We start from the raw sequence: 16,545 nt of genomic DNA on the forward strand, positions 1-16,545 counted from the left end.
GCACCCGAGAGCCCTCCAGTGTTTTTGGAGAATGGAGACAGCTTTCCTTCAATGATCAGGATTGGCTGCTCGGACAGACAGCTCTCGGCTACGGAGACAGCGACCTCAATACCATCCTGTCGGATATGAAAAACAGCTATTACACCGTTTATCTTCGCAAAAAATTTGAAATTCCCGACAAAAATCTAATTCAGTCCTTGAAACTTCGCATCCGTATCGATGACGGCTGCATCATCTGGATTAACGGCGTCGAAGTCGCCCGTCTGTACTGCACCGCCGGGGACAAATACTACAACAGTCTGACGGGCACAACGAATCACGAGGCAGACAACGCGAACGCCTACGAAGAGATTGCCCTGTCAGGACCTTATGACTATCTGATAACCGGCGACAATGTGATGGCTGTCCATGCACTCCAGGCATCAACAACCAGCAGTGATTTCTCCGTTGATGTCGCTCTTATCGCCCAAACCACAGAGCCGGTGAAAACCGGTCTGGCTTCCGAGTCGAACAAATATGAAATCCAGCCGACCTGGCTGAGTGATGAAATCACCGACCCGGCCAATCGAACCATCCAGATTCCCGGTTCGGTCGTCCGGACTGGCTGCACCTACCGAGTCCGCTGCCGGATGAAAGACGACACCGGTCGCTGGAGTCACTGGTCCGAGCCGATCGAATTTACAGCCGGAGAACCCATCGGAGCCGACTTGTTAAATTATCTTCGTGTCAGCGAACTGATGTATCATCCGGCCCCGGACCCCTTCGGCCGCTACGACAAAGAAGAGTTTGAATTTCTTGAACTGACCAACACCAGTACCGGCAAAACGCTGGATTTAAGCACCGTTTCCATCAGCAATGGGATCATCTTCTCCTTTGCCGGTTCTCCCCTCACAACCCTGGCCCCCGGCGAATTTGTTCTGATTGTCCGCAATCAGACAGCCTTCAGCCTGCGGTACCCCGGCCTGTCTTCAAAAATAGCCGGACAGTATTCCGGAAAACTGAACAATGACGGAGAAACAATCGACATCTCCGACACATGGAACGGTGTAATTGTATCCTTCACCTACAACGACGGATTCGGCTGGCCCCAGGCCGCAGACGGCGGCGGTCATTCCCTTGTGCCGGTCGGCTGGTGGACGATGGAAGACCAGCAGGCCGGAATCCTTGACTACGGCACCAGCTGGCGCCAGAGTGCTTATATCGGCGGCTCGCCCGGCGCAGCAGACCCAACCCCGGCCGCGTCAATCGTCCTGAACGAGTTTATGGCCCATACCGATTTCAGCGACCCGCTGTATCCGGGCTATGACAGCAATGACTGGATTGAATTATACAATCCCACTGCATCCCCTATTGCACTGGACGGAAACTGGTATTTGAGTGATGACATCACCAACCTGAAAAAATGGGCAATTCCATCCATAACCGTTCCGGCATCCGGCTTTGTCAGTTTTGATGAAATCTCCGGTTTTCACAATCCTCTGACCAGCGGATTCGGCCTCGACAAAGCGGGTGAGACAATCTTCCTCTCCTATCTGCCGGGAACTGCAGGCACGGACCGAATCGTGGACTGCATCCGCTTCAAAGGGCAGGAAAACAGCATCTCAATGGGACGGTACCCAAACGGCGGTGCCTACTGGTTCCGAATGACCGGCACACGAGGGACATCCAACGCTGTTCCCCTGGCAGGCATCGTCATTTCTGAACTGATGTACAATCCGCCGAACACCACGGGGGCGGAAGAATACATTGAACTGTTCAACCCAACCGGCTTGAGTGTTTCCCTAACCAGTCCCGACGGCTCCGGCAATTGGCGGCTGGACAATGCCGTATCGTTTACATTCCCATCCGGCCTGATTATGGCACCCGGGGCCAAAATAGTCATCGTCCCCTTTGACCCGGTGCTCGAATCCGGACGGCTGAATGCCTTCAATGCTTACTACAACTGCTCCCTGACCCCCGGCGTAAATGTCTTCGGCCCCTGGAGCGGCAATTTGTCCAATGGAGGCGAACGGCTGGCCCTCGAAAAACCGCAGGCGTCCGATATTCCGGGCGATCCGTCGGCAATCTCCTGGGTTGTGATGGACCAGGTCACCTACAGCGATTATACCCCATGGCCGGCGGGTGCCGACGGCTTAGGATACTCCCTGACTCGACTGTATCCTTCCAATCCGTCAAAGTCGGGCGACGACCCGACAAACTGGACGGCCGTTTCGCCGACGCCTGGTTTCTAAAAGCGGCTAATAGCCGGGACTCGGGCTTCCGCCCAGCCAGTTGACAACGTCATCCCCGTACTGGGCGGGATGAATCCGGTGCAGGGAATGTCCGCCGCCGTCCGCGCTGCTCGGCCAGGGAGAGACATCATCATACGAAATCTCTTCCGCGGGAATCCAGAAACGCTCTAACCCATACTCCTGGTCTCCCGGCCGAGCCAGACGAACCGTCTCGCCCCCATTATCCAGTTTTGTTCCATTCGCAAACGGCCCGAAAACCTGCACTCCCGAAGGCATCGAACCGTAATAAGCCGCAAAGGCAGTTGGATTTTCCGCCACAATCAGAATTCCGCCGGCGGGAATTGTCGTGCCGGCCGGAAAGACAAAATCGATTCCTTTATCAAACCGCCACGGAACCGACTCAGTGATAAAATTGCCGGGGGAAATTTCGGTCGAGACCTCATCCTGCAAAACAACCGGCTGTGAACTGATATTGCGAAGCTCCAGATACTCCCCGCCTGTATTAGCGGCAGACGGATGGTACTGAATCTCTGAAATCACAACCGGACCGACCAGCGGATACGCATTGGCGGCCCCCGGTGTCGGACTGCTCATCGCCGTAAAAGCCGTGCCCCCGTCCAGCGCGCTTTTCTGATACCGCCCGAAGGAAACCCCTGTGGCGGAGGCCCCGAAACTCTGTGCCGCCTCATAGCCGCCGATTACGCCGTTTAGACCGCTTCGCAGATAAACGGTTTCGCCGCCTTCACTCAGGGCAAAAGGAATATGAACCCCGGGAGCAGAGGGACTCCCGAAATGCTGATCTTCATAAAAGACAACATATCCCCCCGCCGGAATTATAGTCCCGAGCGGAATTTCATATTTCTTAATACTGACCTCGTCTCCGGCAGCATCACTGAGAAACCAGCCGCCGATGGCAATCGGCTGCGATGTCGTATTGTACAATTCAATCCAGTCGGCGTTCCCTCCATGAGAGTGCGCCAGCAGCTCATTGAACACTATCGCCCCCGGTTCAGGCACCAGCCCCGTATCGTCCGTTCCCGGCGAACCTCCGGCAAATGCACTGGCCCGCCATCCGTCCTTTCGGCTCCACGCCCCCAAATCGGACCCAGCGGGATTGCGGACCGTCAGCGAAAACCCCTGCCCGTCCGTAATCGGATACCAGCCGTCCTTGTAGGCAAACTCCTGAATCACCGCCCCCAGTGCATCCTCCAGACGAATCGTCTCTCCGGCATTGTCCAGCCGGCCTGTATATTCGCCGGCAATCCGGCTGCTGAACGAAGGATACCGCTGGAGAAAAGCCGCCTGATTGACAACGGCGACAATCCGCTCCCCGGGAGCAAGCGTCTGGGCCCCAAAGACAAAATCAACCCCCTTTGTAAATCGAACCAGATTCAGATTGATGGTCTCCAGACCGATATTGACCAGTTCGATGAATTCGTGATTCGGGTCCGGCGGATTGTACATCAGTTCCGAAATCCGCAGGTTCTGTTTGACCGGTCCGATGGCATAAACCGCTTCACTGAGCACACTCCATTGACCTGTGCCGCTTCGAATCCTTGCCTTGACGGGGACGCTGGCCGTCAGCGGGATTGGACCGGTATAGACTGCCGCCGTCGGAGAAATGCCCGCCGGAATGGTTGTATAAACGGAAGGTGCTTCCAATTCCGCCGAAATCAGAAAATCAGAACTGGTAGTGTTTACATTCAGGCCGTGAATGGCCAGAATATTCGTCCCGGCCCGCAGCGCGCTTTTATACGCGGAAATGTCAAAGGAATCCCACGCGGAGGATGCCTCTCGGTTGGCGGCGGCCGCCGAGTTCCAGCTTAGGGCAGAAGGGGCATTTACCCGCTTGACTTCCGTTCCGTTCAAAAAAGCGACAAAACCGTCATCATAGCGGACGCGCAGCGTCAGCGTGGTATAATGCGGCAGTGCAGCGCCATCCAGGCTGAACGGAATGCGGATATAACAGGTCGCATTCTTGTTATACATCGCCGCCCCAACATCAATCCCGATCATGCTCTCATAGCCGGTCTGCTGTTCGTAGCCGACCCCGCCCGTGCCGCCGGTCCAGCCGGCATCGTTGAATGGTTCGCTGCTGCCCCGCCAGGCCGTCCCGATATCCCCTGTGGGGACCAGCACTTTCTTGGGGGCGCTGTCGGGCACGACAAATCCCTGCGCAACCAGTTGGGTGGAAGCAGGCATGCGAGGGTCTGTCCCGTCCATCGTATAATACAGAGTGCCCGAAGGGGTGGACTGGGTTATCGTCAGAATCGAACCCGAAGCCGCATACCCGCCGTGCTGATAGACCCCGTTGATTTGGAAAATCGGATAGCCGAAACTCGTATCGAACAGATTATTATTCGCAAACGACGTCAGCACATACGGTTCACGCCTGGGGATAAAAACATCCGGCACGTAGCGCACCGGAAAAGCCGTTTTTTCCGGCAACACGGCGGATACCTCACCGAAGACCTCCCACCACTTCGACAGGAGATTGGCCTGAGTCAGAACTCCGCCGTTTCGAAAATGACGGTGCACACGATCCGCAAAGGCCAGCCGAAACTCCGGATTGTTCCGCAGGGCCCGGTACAGCTGGGAAATCGGACACCAGGACAGATTGTTCAGACCCGTCGGAGAAGCCCAGCTGGGAAAATCTTCAAAGGAATTTTTCTGCAGATTCTCCCCGTTGTTTCCAAATATCCACGTTTCCGCCAGCCCTTCGGCATCCCAGATGCTGAATGCAAATTTTCCGTCCGGAGTCCTTCGCCGATGCACATCCCAGTTGTTGCCGGGCCAGTCAAAATTGCCGATGTAATTCTGAAGAATCAGCAGGTCGATGAAGGCGGGAATGTCCAGCCGGCTCGCTACATACTCATAATCCGCCATATTGCTCAGATTGCGGCTGTTGGCATAACTGAGCAGAGCATTCCAGGCGAGATCATCTCCGTCCCTCACACCCGCCTGCGTAATCACATCAAACTCATCCTCCGTGTCATACCACTCCTGATAAAACTCCTTATCCCCCCGAGCCGTCGGATTGTAATAACCGCGGTAAACCCCATTGATATACAGATTCACAAAAATACCGGTTACCTGGGCATGTCCCATCTGGCAGAACAGCCGTCGAGCCCACTCATCCTTCATAAACGGTGTGCAGGCGTCATTATGGCCGGCCCGCAGGACGATGCTCTCAAACGAATCAGCCCCAATAAACGGAAACAGCGGATAGTCCAGACGTCCCCCTTCATATTCATCCCGAAACCAGAGATTCAGGCTGAACTTGTTGCTGTTCCAATTCGGCCATCCATTCCAGCATGTCACCCAATCCTCTCCCCGGGTGTAGCGAGGCCTCGTATAATCACTGCCATGAACCCGGATGCCGCAATCCTGCTGAAAGGCCGCTCCGGTCTCCAAATCCATGTATTCAAATGAGACCGGACGCTCATAATTTCGCCCCCGCTGCAGCGGATTGTTGTAGCTGCCGGCGCCGCTGGACTGCCAGACGCCGCTGCTGTCATAATAACCGCCGACAATCGCCATCACACCGTCCGGTTCATAAAGCGACTTCTGCGGGTCCCCGACGATGGAAATCATCGGCATCGAACGCACCGCGGCGGAAGCCCCGAAAATATAGGTTTGAGTATCAATATTGCTCGGTTTCCAGCCGGTTTTTATCGCCGCCGCACGGATACAGGCGGTAGAGGAAATGGAAATCGGACCTGTGTACCGCACAGCCGCCGCCGTCGGAACTTCGTTTTCAATCGGAGCACTGCCGTTGGTTGTATAATAAATCGTCACCCCGGGGGTATCACAGCTTAAGGTCAAACTGAACGGGGCATCATAAAACCCTCGCTTATGGCTGAATTGGGTATCCTCCGCAAGCCCCAGATACCCCCCGTTGTTCACCGCACCCGGGGTCGGAACAGCAAAAAATCTCCACCCCGCCCCGCCGTCAGGCCATCGGCCGTATGAAAGATTAGCTTGCTGACTGGAAAAGGACAGCGAATCAATCCGCCGGCCGTTCCCATCATACAATCCGATTTCCTCTCCATCCGCGCGAAGACTGAAAGATGCGTGCAGTCCGGGAGTGTCTTTCACATCCCCATCCGCCCAGACAATCAAATAGCCGTAAGGCGGAATCGTGGTCTCTCCAGGCCTGTCCGTCGGAAATCGCCATGCCGTCGGATTGCCCAAATCATCCGTCAGATACATCCCCGCCGTATCAACGGCTGTATCGCCGGCATTATAAATCTCAATCCAGTCGTCAAACTCCGCCTGGGGGTCCGCTATGCCGCTTTCGCTGGTGTTGGAGGCCGAAAACTCATTGATAAACAGCAAAGGACGGTTCTCATCCGCCAGCCAGTTGGAAGCCATCAGGAAAAAATCAGACAGCGTGACCCCGGAAAGACTGTCAATCTCCGCACAATAAATCCCTGAGCAATCCACGTCCTCCAGCCAATGCTCCCCCAAAATCGCCAGGTCAGCCAAGTCTACCCGGCGGTCCTGATTGAGGTCGCCGATTGGATACGTTGTATCCGCCCGGCTCAGAGAAAAAACCGCCAGCATCAGCCACCACAATTTGATTTTCACGCCTCCGCCTTTCTCTCCTTCTGTTCCGGCTACTGTTCAGCACCGCCGGAAGATGCCGTTCGAATTTCCCATTCTCCCTTCGACTTCACCCAAAGCATTCCTGTATCCCGGTACATCTCCAATAGAGCCGTCGAATAGGTAAACACAGACTCTGCAAAGGCCTGCCGGGCCTGATAATAATCCTTTTGAGCATCCAGCACATCCCGGCTGTTGGCCCTGGCGGCCTGCATCAGGTCGAGCGTTTTGTCCAGCCGCTCCCGAGCCAGCTGCCAGGCCTCTTTCTGGACCTGATAACGCTCCCGGGCTTTCTGGCAATCCCGATAGGCCTTGCGCACTTCCAGCACAATCTGGTCCGTCAGTTTCTGATGATTCCTCTGCTGCTGAGCCAGGGCAATCAGAGCCCGTTTGTAATTATTCTTCTCCATCTCCCGATCCAGCGGCAGGTCGAGCCGGAGGGTGGCTTCATAGCGGTCGCGAACCCGCTGCAAATCACCCGGCTCGGCCCCAAACGCATAGCGCCGATTCCCGTCATTGGCGGGACTGTACAGACCGACAAAGGTCAAATCCGCCTTCAGTGCATCCGCCGCTGTTTCCACATGGCGCTGCGCATCGAGGGTGCGGTCATACGCATTCGCCAAATCCAGACGCTGATTCAGTGCGGCCTCGACCGCCTGTTCCTCCGTAAAAGGCAGCTCTTTCAGCCCTTCCTCCAGAGCCGCCCATTCGTTTTCATCCGGTTCTACAGCGGTCTCCTGCGGAATATTCAGCATCAGCTTCAGGGCATCCTGATGAGTCTCGTACAGCTGTTTGGCCTGAAGGTAGCTGTCCCATGCACGAATTTTGTCCTGCCGGGCCTGCTCCAGCTCAAAAGCGGGCAGGCGGCCGGCCTGGACCAAAGGAGCCATCTTGTCATAAATCGAAAGCATCTGAAGATAATGCTCTCGGCTGTTCTTCATCTGAATCTGATAAAGAAGCAGCCGATAATACTCGGTTACAATGGAAACCAGAAAGGTTTGACGAAAACGATTGAAGTCCCGAATGGCGTACAGGGTGTTCTGCTCGGCCTGCGTCAGCGCCTCCAGAACGACCTTCCGATTCGCCCCGCGAAGAAGCGGCTGAGTAATCGCTGTCTGAAAGATTGTCTGCAACCCGCTCCGAAAATCCCCCGATAAAACATCCATATACCCGACTGACAAGCCGGACGTAATCACAGTTCCGCTTGCCAGCAGTTTGCTGATTCCCCCCTCTCCCGCAGCCCCTGCCCCCTCCCGTCCGCCTTCTCCGTCCCGATCTCCTTCTTTGGCATATCCCCCTGTTGCCCGCGCAAACGGCGTCCACTCATACAGATGCTGCACATCCCGTAAATCCAGAGCCGTCAGATAAAGCTGCTCCTTGGCCTGCTGATACTCGTGGGTATTGGTCACCGCAAGTTCCGCCGCCTTGGCCAGTGTGAGCACAGAACCGCCTTCTAATTCTTTCAGATGCTGCTGACGCATCTGCGGCGAAAAGGGCTCAATCTGATACTCCTCCGCACGGCCAAAAGATTCATCCCAGCGGTTTTCCAGAAGAGAATAAACTTTGTCATCTGTTTGTCGGCCGGCCTTTTCAGGGTTCACGGCACATCCGACAAGTCCTGCTGTCAGAAGGAGGACAAAACAAAAACCTCCGGAGATTAGGAACAAACTTTTTTTCATTTGTTTTCGGAGGCCCTTTTCCATGAAAAAGAACGGCGGTTAAATGCCCCGAATCCCCACCAATTCATTCGGAATCAGCTGCATCTCCGGATGCACCGGGATCCGAACAGGCCTTCCCCATTCCGGAATAGAGGGATTCTTCCACAATCGCTCCGGCATCAGTTCCACCATCGGCCCCATTTCTGCTACTTCGGAACGCAGCACCTTCCGAGGAGAGGACATCTTGATGATTTCGACCGGCTGATGCAGCGTGACGGAACCGCTTTGCTCCTGAGGAACCCAGGCCGTCACAAAATCGGCGGATGGAGCCGCCAGCGTAAGAATCGGCATATCCTTGCTGACGGTCTGGCCGACGGCGCAGCCGATGGAGGCAACAATCCCGTCAAAGGGAGCTTCCAGCACCACATCAAAATCAATCGCCGAAAGTTCCTCCAGACGTTTTTCCTGAAGCGCAATGGCCTTCTGAAGCGGTTCCAAAGAAAGCATCTGTTCCGAAGAAAACCGTGAAGAAGCGCGGAAGGCCTCCAGGCGACTTTGGATCGCCTCCAAATCCTGCCTGGCCTCAACCAGCTGCCGTTCATCCTGAGCAATCTGAGCCGCAAGGGCCTCCGCCTGAACCGTGACCTTCTGCAGTTCATACGGCTCAATGGCTTTTTTCGCCAGCAGGTTTTCCAAAACCTTTTTCTCTGTTTCAAGGTCTTTCAATTGAATCCTGGCCGGCTCAAGGCGGGATTGAATTTCAAGAATCAACAAGCGGGTTTTCTCTGCATCAAGAGCTACTTGATGCTCCCGATACAGCTGCTCCATTTGCTCTCGAGATTGGTCGCCGGCCAGCTGACGGAGCATTTGCTCAACCTGAATTTTCCGATATTCCAGCTCCGCCAGAACCGCTGCCTTTTCCGCTTCGACTTGGGCTCGCGTTCGTTCAATTTCTGCCGGCGGGACCAGCCGCAAAACCGCCAGCGGCTGCCCCTGATGAACCTGCTGATACAAATGTACCGGCATGGAAATCAGCCACCCGGAATCAGGCGCCGTAAAAACACATGTCTGCGCATCGGCAATTCCAACCGTCGTAAAACGGGAATTTCGATAAACAAAAAGAAAACAAACAGCCCCTACAGCCGCCAGCCACACCAGAACCGGCAGCATACCGCTCAGGACTCGTCCTGTCCTTTTCTGAAATGACATCCTGTCAGAGTTCAAGGATTTGCTCCTGAATCGCCAGACTCAGATTTTCAATTCCTTCTATCTTCCGCAGTTCGGAAAGCATCTGCTGATTCAGGGACGCTTTCCGCAAAGTTATCTGATACGCATAATCCATCCGGGAACGATCCGGCCCGCGGCTTTGAGAAGACGTCAGGACAATCGTTCGGCAAAATCGCCGAAGCACCTTAAAAAGCGGATGGTCTGCATTCAGCTCCCCCTGAAAGGTAAACCGAAGCAGCGCATTGCTCGAATGAAACGCTCCGAAATCCGCCCAGTACAGATACAGCAGCACCAGTCCGAGGACTGCCGTGCCGATGACGGCAATCGCATAGCGGCCCGACCCGCAGGCCATTCCGACCACAAGAGCGCAGAACAAAAAAGCAATGTCCCGCGTGTCCTTAATCATATTTCGAAACCGGATAATCGAAAGCGCCCCCATCAGCCCGACCGCCACCACAAAACTGCCCGCAATGGTCGTCATCACAAGAGCAACCACCATCGTAATCACAATCAAAGACTGCACAAAGGATTTGGAATACGACAGCCCGTGATGAGTAAACGAATAAATCCACGCCAGGACTTGCCCGAGTACAAAGGCCAGCAGAAGAGACAGAACAACCGTCGCCGCATCCATTCCAGCCGGAGAGGAGTAATCATTCAGCAAATGTTTCAGATTCTCCATCATTCCAAAAGCCCCTGTGAAAAGCAAGACACCGACGAAACATACTTAGACATTGACGATAAATTCAGATTAAACAGACGAATCATCTCCTCCAGCCATGCCGGATAATGATCCGTAAACTTGATTTCCAAAACCACGTACGGCAGCGGAATTGCCTGCCATCCCTGTCCGTTCAGAGTTACTTCCATCCCGAAGGGCTTCCGAAATTCCAGCTGCCGGTCAAACGTAACCCGAACTCGGTTTTGTCCTTCTCCTTCAAAAGGCTCCCGCATATATCGAACCAGCACAACCGGCTGGGCCCCAAGTGCCTGCTTGTAAAACAAAAACTGCTTCAGCGCCTGGCGGTCTTTCTCCGAACGTCCATGCAGCTCCAGCGTGCCCTCCAAGGCCGCCTGAAGCTCCGACCGTTCAATGCGAGCCCGGCTCTTGACAATCACCTTATTCACCCGCCGTTTTACTTCCAAAAACAGCGGACTTTTCGGCAAATCACTGTAAGTCCGGATTCGCAGTTTGAAACGATTGGATTTGCCGGTAAGAGTTTCCCGGCACAAACACAAATCCGGTGAATCCAGGTAGAGACTTGAAATGGGATATTGTCGGTCCGGATACATCAGCGCATATTTGTCCACCGACAAATAATGCTGAACATAATCTCGAATAGCTTGGGCCTTACTTTCGGAAATTCGATACTTCAGCTCATAACGGCAACAGGTTAAATCTGTTCCTTGCCGGCAAACCGGCTCACGTGCTCCCTCCTCTATCACCCGATGCTCTGGAAATGTTTCTGAATCCGTCAGAAGAGAATGTTCGGCTGTATCATTTGTGAGCCCGCCCTTGGCAGGGTTCCTCCTGACCGGCTCATACCCCGAACTCCCTTTTCTCCTTTTCAGAAAACCTTTGAACATCTTTTTGAATCAGCCGGAATAATTTGTTTTACGAAACAAATCAAATTCGGATAAATTTTGTCATCATCCCTTTAAGTCTCTGCCGCACCCCGCCTATCGAATGCAAGAAGAACCGCCCCTCTTGTAAAAAAATTTTAATTTAATTCTAACTGAATTATAACAGAAACCTCAAAAATGTCAACTTTTAATAGGAAGAATATTATAGAATAAAAGGATGGTGTTTAAAAGTAATTTCCCGAATAAAAATGTCGTGTACCTTCCATGAATACGGATATTCAAAAATCATCCCTTATAAAGAAAAAAAGCCGGTCTTATCGGACCGACTTTGCTCTTCAATGGCGGGGGGAGGATTCGAACCTCCGACCTCCGGGTTATGAGCCCGACGAGCTACCAGACTGCTCTACCCCGCGATCAAATTTTATCTCCTATACCACAGTTTCCGGCGTTGTGCAACCGCTCATCCAATTATTTTTCGAGCATCCGGCGGATTTGTTCGGCTATCTGATCGGCCTTTCCTTCCGGATAGGAATACGACGGCCAGTTCCGAAACAGCCCATCCCCCGTCTTTCTGGGAATAATGTGAAAATGCAGATGCTCAACAATCTGTCCGGCCGCTCGGCCGTTATTGCAAAGGACATTGTATCCATCCGCTTTCATTGCCTTTTGGACGGCCCCGGCCGTCCGAGACAAAACAGCCGCCAGACTCGATAGCGTCTGAGCCGGGCATTCATCCAGTCGGCAGTAATGCCGCCTGGGGATTACCAGCGTATGCCCATCTGATACCGGACCAATATCCAGAAAAGCCAGAACCTCCTCGTTTTCGAATATTTTCGCAGAGGGAATCTTCCCTGCGGCTATTCGGCAAAAAACACATTCGTCCATTTGAATCCTCCCGCCTGTACCGACAAAAAAAGCGGACGCAGTGCCGCCGCCCGCTTTGGAAAATCCGTTTAGGACTTCTTGGAGGTCTTTTCCGGTTCCGATTTGCCCTGCTCAACCAATTGAAGCAGAACCAGACGTCCGTTGTCGCCGAGCCGGTGCTTGGGCAGGCGAATGATTCGCGTATAGCCGCCCGGCCGGTCCAGAAAACGGGGCCCGATGTCGCTGAAAAGCTTGCCAATTACGGTGCCGACCTTGACCATTCGGCCGTCCTCTTCCTTGTAAATCGCCCGGTCATTCAGCAAACGAAGCGCCTGCCGACGAGCGTGAAGATTTCCCTTCTTGGCCAGCGTAATCAGCTTCTCGGCAAATCCGCGGACCTCTTTGGCCTTCTCCAGCGTCGTCGAAATCGTTTCATGCTCAAACAGCGAAGCCGCCAGATTCCGACGCAAGGCCAGTCGATGTTCGCTGGTTCTCCCCAATTGTCTTCCTGCTATCCGATGACGCATATTCAATCACCTCAATTCTATCTTCGTTTCCCGCTTTCTTTCAGACCCCGGTCATTCCCAGGGACAATCCGAGTTCCGCCAGCTTCCGCTTGACTTCATGCAGACTGGTTTTCCCGAAACTGCGAATCTTCAGCAGGTCCGCTTCGGTCATTTTCACCAGCTGGCCGACGGTCTGAATATTGTTCGATTCCAGACAATTGCTCGAGCGGACCGTCAGTTCCAGCTGCTCAATCGGCATCGCCAGTTTGGCCGCCAATTCCTCATTGACTGCCTTGGACGGCTGCGGTTCGGCCTGGACAGTTTCTTCCACCGTCTCCTTGCCCAGCTGATCATACTGAACAATCGGATTGATGTACTTGCGGAGAATCTTGCCTGCTTCCACCAGAGCCATCTCCGGCGTAACGGTTCCGTCCGTCCAGATTTCCAGAATCAGCTTGTCATAGTTGGTCCGCTGGCCGACACGCGTATCCTCTGTCTTATAACGCACCCGCAGAACCGGCGAATAAATCGCATCTACCTCAATCCGGCCGATTTCCTGCTCTGCCCGGTCAACCGTGGCGATACGCTCAGAAGCCGGCGAATACCCGCGGCCGTTTCCCACAACCATTTCCATTTCAAAATGCACGTTTTCCGTCAGCGTCGCCAGAACCAAATCTTTGTTGATGACTTCAATCGCCGGGTCGCATTCAATCATCCTCGCCGTCACCGGACCGGCCTGGTTCGCCTGCACCTTCATCGTCCGCCGCTGGTCCCCCTGCATCCGAACGACCAGACGCTTGACATTCAAAACAATATCCGTCACGTCCTCCATCACACCCGGGATAGACGTAAATTCGTGCGTAACATTCTGAATCTTGATGGATTCAACAGCACTGCCCTCCAGCGAGGAAAGCAGAATCCGGCGAAGACTGTTCCCAATCGTCGTACCGAACCCCCGCTCAAACGGCTCGATAATAAACCGACCGTACCGATCCGTGGACACGTCTGTGTCCTTCTGCACCCGCGTCGGCAGTTCCAAACCTCTCCAGGTAATTCTCATACAATGGCCTCCAGCAGCAGGCGAATGTTCTCAGTGTTTTTCTTCGGGCCGAAAGGAGAAGAAATCCACTCTCTGGAATTCGCCCGGTTTTCGAAAGGGTCTTTATTTTGAACAGAACTCCACAACCAAATGTTCTTCAATCGCCAATTGGACATCCTCACGCGAAGGCAAAGCCACCACCGTCGCCGCCGGCTTGGAGGCATCCAGCTGAAGCCAGCCCTGAACCTGAAAATTCGGATTGGCCTCCAGCTGGGCCTTGACCAGCTTGCGGGTCCGTTCTGAGTTTTTCAGGGTAATCTTGTCGCCGATATTGACCAGCCGATCCGGAATATCCACCCGTCGGCCGTTCAGATAAATATGCCCATGCGCAATCAGCTGCCGGGCCGCCCTGCGGGAGGGCGCAAAATTCAATTTAAATACCACATTATCCAAACGCCGTTCGAGAAGCTCCAGCAGCGTACGTCCCGTATTGCCCTTCCGGCGGGCGGCCTCGCGGAAAATGCTCATAAACTGCTTTTCCATCAGCCCGTAATAGCGCTTCACCTTCTGCTTTTCCCGAAGCCGAACCCCGTAATCGCTGTAGCGGCCTCTCCGCCAGCCGTGCATCCCGGGAGCCATGCTTTTCTCCCGCCGTTCAATCGCACACTTGGCGGTCTCGCACCGCGTGCCTTTCAGCATCAGCTTCATTCCTTCTCGCCGGCATAACCGACATGTAGGTTCAAGATAACGTGCCATATTCTGCCAACTTCCTCTATGTAAGGTTCAAAGTCTTTTTCAATGCCCGGTTATACACGCCGACGCTTGCGCGGACGGCATCCGTTATGCGGTATCGGCGTCACATCCTCGATGGAGGCAATCCGAAGGCCCGCCTGCTGAATGGCGGCTATCGCCGATTCCCGGCCCGACCCGGGGCCCTTCACGCGGATTTCCACCTCGCGCAGGCCGCTGCGCATCGCCGTACGGGCCGCCTTTTCCGCCGCACGCTGCGCTGCAAACGGCGTACTCTTCCGAGAGCCCTTAAAGCCCACGCTGCCGCCGGAGTCCTGGCAAATCGTATCGCCGTCCATATCCGTCACTGTAATCAGAGTGTTGTTAAACGTCGCCGTGATATGAACAATCCCGCGAACCACATTTTTCCGAACTTTTCGTTTTACGCTCTTGGCCATAAACAATTAACTCCTCTATTCCGTCTCCGCTGCGACGGCTTAGCGCTTACCGCATCTCTTTGACGCTCTTCTTGCCGGCCACGGTTTTCCGTTTGCCTTTCCGCGTACGGGCGTTGCTTTGCGTCTGCTGACCGCGAACCGGAAGACCGCGGCGGTGACGAATGCCCCGATAGCAGCCGATTTCCTTCAGACGGGCAATATCCTGCGAAACCTTTCTCCGCAGCTGCCCTTCCACCAGGTAGTCCCGGTCGATAATCTGGGTGATTCGGCTCACCTCATCTTCCGTCAATTGACCGGCCCGCACCTGCGGATTGATCTTGGCTTCCGCCAGAATCTTGCAGGCCAGATAGCGTCCGATACCGTGGATGTAGCTTAAGGCAATCCACGCCGGCTTGTTATTCGGTACATCTACTCCTATGATACGGGGCATATCAACTCCTGTCGCTTAGAAAGACTCATTATCAGCCCTGACGCTGCTTATGACGGGGATTCGAGCAAATCACTCGCAAAACCCCTTTGCGTCGGACCAACTTGCAGTTTTCACAAATTCGTTTTACGGAACTTCGTACTTTCATACCTGTTTCCCTGTCAAACCGGGTGTTAACTTCTCGTAATAATCCGTCCTCGCGTCAAATCATAAGGACTCATCTCCACCAGCACCTTATCTCCCGGCAGGATCCGGATAAAATGCATTCGCATCTTCCCGGACACATGGGCCAGGATGCGATGGCCGTTCTGCAGCTCCACCCGAAACATTGCATTCGGAAGAGCTTCCACGACCGTCGCTTCCAGTCTGATGGCATCTTTTTTCGCCATATCCCTTGTCTTGTTTTCTCCCGACGGCTGACTACACAGCTTTTTCATCAAGCGTTAACACTTCACAGCCGCCTTTCACCACCGCTATTGTATGTTCAAAATGAGCCGAATACTGCCGGTCTTTTGTCACAACGGTCCAACCGTCTTTCAGCGTTCGGACACCCGGCTTGCCCATATTGACCATCGGTTCCACCGCCAAGACCATCCCTTCCTGAAGAACAATATCCTCCCGAAGCAGCTCCGGGCTGACAAAATTCGGCACCTTGGGTTCCTCATGCATCTCCGTGCCGATGCCGTGCCCGACATAATCCTTCACCACGGAGAATCCGGCTTCTTTCGCACAGGCCTCCATCTGGGCCGCTATTGTACTCCACCGAACCCCCGGCGCCATCCGCTCGATCGCAATCTGAAGCATCCGCTCCGTCACATCCAGCAACCGCTGATGCGCAGGAGCAATGGAGCCGATTCCAATTGTAAACGCTGCATCGCCGCAATACCCGTCCAGTTTGACCCCAAAATCAACGCTCAAAATATCCCCCGGCCGCAATACCACATCCGGCGAAGGAATCCCGTGCACCAGCTGCTCATTAATGGACGTGCATACGGCACCAGGAAACGGCCTGCCACCGGAAGGATTCGGAACTCCTTCAAACAGGGCAGTTGCTCCGGCCTCCCGGGTCAGCCGGCGGGCAACGGCATCCAGATATGCCGTGCTGACGCCTGGTCTGGCTTCCTCTTTGAGTTTTGAAAGAACCTTCGCCACGACCTGTCCGGCCCGGCGTATTTTCTCAATTTCCCGGCGGCTTTTCAGCTTAATCGCCATAACGG

Annotated in this window: 15 protein-coding genes and 1 tRNA gene; 1 reads left to right on the plus strand and 15 read right to left on the minus strand. The window is 54.3% G+C overall.

What is annotated here, in order from left to right:
• Window positions 1-125 precede the first annotated feature (125 nt).
• The gene (locus PKY88_00150) at window positions 126-2,231 is read left to right on the plus strand and encodes a lamin tail domain-containing protein (GenBank protein ID HOQ03612.1); all 2,106 of its coding nucleotides are present in this window, start codon (window positions 126-128) and stop codon (window positions 2,229-2,231) included.
• Window positions 2,232-2,237: 6 nt separating this feature from the next.
• Here PKY88_00150 and PKY88_00155 read toward each other — a convergent pair whose 3' ends face one another.
• The 15 genes from PKY88_00155 to map form a co-directional block, all read right to left on the minus strand.
• A complete protein-coding gene (locus PKY88_00155; protein HOQ03613.1) occupies window positions 2,238-6,821 on the minus strand; it encodes a lamin tail domain-containing protein in 4,584 nt (1,527 codons plus the stop codon).
• Window positions 6,822-6,850: 29 nt separating this feature from the next.
• Window positions 6,851-8,437 (minus strand): TolC family protein, encoded by a 1,587-nt coding sequence (locus PKY88_00160; protein ID HOQ03614.1) that lies wholly within the window; start codon window positions 8,435-8,437, stop codon window positions 6,851-6,853.
• A 117-nt stretch (window positions 8,438-8,554) separates the two neighbouring features.
• On the minus strand, window positions 8,555-9,664 hold the full coding sequence (locus tag PKY88_00165; protein ID HOQ03615.1) for an HlyD family efflux transporter periplasmic adaptor subunit: 1,110 nt from the start codon (window positions 9,662-9,664) through the stop codon (window positions 8,555-8,557).
• 43 nt (window positions 9,665-9,707) lie between these two features.
• Complete coding sequence (locus PKY88_00170; GenBank protein HOQ03616.1) at window positions 9,708-10,406, minus strand: DUF4956 domain-containing protein; 699 nt, start codon at window positions 10,404-10,406, stop codon at window positions 9,708-9,710.
• The gene (locus tag PKY88_00175) at window positions 10,403-11,167 is read right to left on the minus strand and encodes a polyphosphate polymerase domain-containing protein (protein HOQ03617.1); all 765 of its coding nucleotides are present in this window, start codon (window positions 11,165-11,167) and stop codon (window positions 10,403-10,405) included. The genes PKY88_00170 and PKY88_00175 overlap by 4 nt, the downstream gene beginning before the upstream one ends.
• A gap of 477 nt (window positions 11,168-11,644) precedes the next feature.
• A tRNA-Met gene (locus tag PKY88_00180) sits at window positions 11,645-11,718 on the minus strand.
• 55 nt (window positions 11,719-11,773) lie between these two features.
• The gene (locus PKY88_00185) at window positions 11,774-12,190 is read right to left on the minus strand and encodes an HIT family protein (protein ID HOQ03618.1); all 417 of its coding nucleotides are present in this window, start codon (window positions 12,188-12,190) and stop codon (window positions 11,774-11,776) included.
• A gap of 68 nt (window positions 12,191-12,258) precedes the next feature.
• Window positions 12,259-12,696 (minus strand): 50S ribosomal protein L17, encoded by a 438-nt coding sequence (gene rplQ, locus PKY88_00190; GenBank protein HOQ03619.1) that lies wholly within the window; start codon window positions 12,694-12,696, stop codon window positions 12,259-12,261.
• Between the two features lie 40 nt (window positions 12,697-12,736).
• Complete coding sequence (locus tag PKY88_00195; GenBank protein HOQ03620.1) at window positions 12,737-13,735, minus strand: DNA-directed RNA polymerase subunit alpha; 999 nt, start codon at window positions 13,733-13,735, stop codon at window positions 12,737-12,739.
• Window positions 13,736-13,837: 102 nt separating this feature from the next.
• Window positions 13,838-14,470, minus strand: a complete 633-nt coding sequence (gene rpsD, locus PKY88_00200) for a 30S ribosomal protein S4 (GenBank protein ID HOQ03621.1) — start codon at window positions 14,468-14,470, stop codon at window positions 13,838-13,840.
• 50 nt (window positions 14,471-14,520) lie between these two features.
• Entirely contained in the window at window positions 14,521-14,901 is a 381-nt protein-coding gene (gene rpsK / locus PKY88_00205) for a 30S ribosomal protein S11 (GenBank protein HOQ03622.1), read from the minus strand.
• Window positions 14,902-14,947: 46 nt separating this feature from the next.
• On the minus strand, window positions 14,948-15,331 hold the full coding sequence (rpsM, locus tag PKY88_00210; protein HOQ03623.1) for a 30S ribosomal protein S13: 384 nt from the start codon (window positions 15,329-15,331) through the stop codon (window positions 14,948-14,950).
• Between the two features lie 31 nt (window positions 15,332-15,362).
• Window positions 15,363-15,476: a 50S ribosomal protein L36 gene (rpmJ, locus tag PKY88_00215; protein ID HOQ03624.1), complete on the minus strand. Its 114-nt coding sequence runs from the start codon at window positions 15,474-15,476 to the stop codon at window positions 15,363-15,365.
• A 25-nt stretch (window positions 15,477-15,501) separates the two neighbouring features.
• The gene (gene infA, locus PKY88_00220) at window positions 15,502-15,717 is read right to left on the minus strand and encodes a translation initiation factor IF-1 (protein ID HOQ03625.1); all 216 of its coding nucleotides are present in this window, start codon (window positions 15,715-15,717) and stop codon (window positions 15,502-15,504) included.
• Between the two features lie 31 nt (window positions 15,718-15,748).
• Entirely contained in the window at window positions 15,749-16,540 is a 792-nt protein-coding gene (gene map / locus PKY88_00225) for a type I methionyl aminopeptidase (protein ID HOQ03626.1), read from the minus strand.
• Between the last annotated feature and the right edge of the window lie 5 nt (window positions 16,541-16,545).

It is taken from the genome of Anaerohalosphaeraceae bacterium (assembly GCA_035378985.1).
GTDB lineage: Bacteria > Planctomycetota > Phycisphaerae > Sedimentisphaerales > Anaerohalosphaeraceae > JAHDQI01.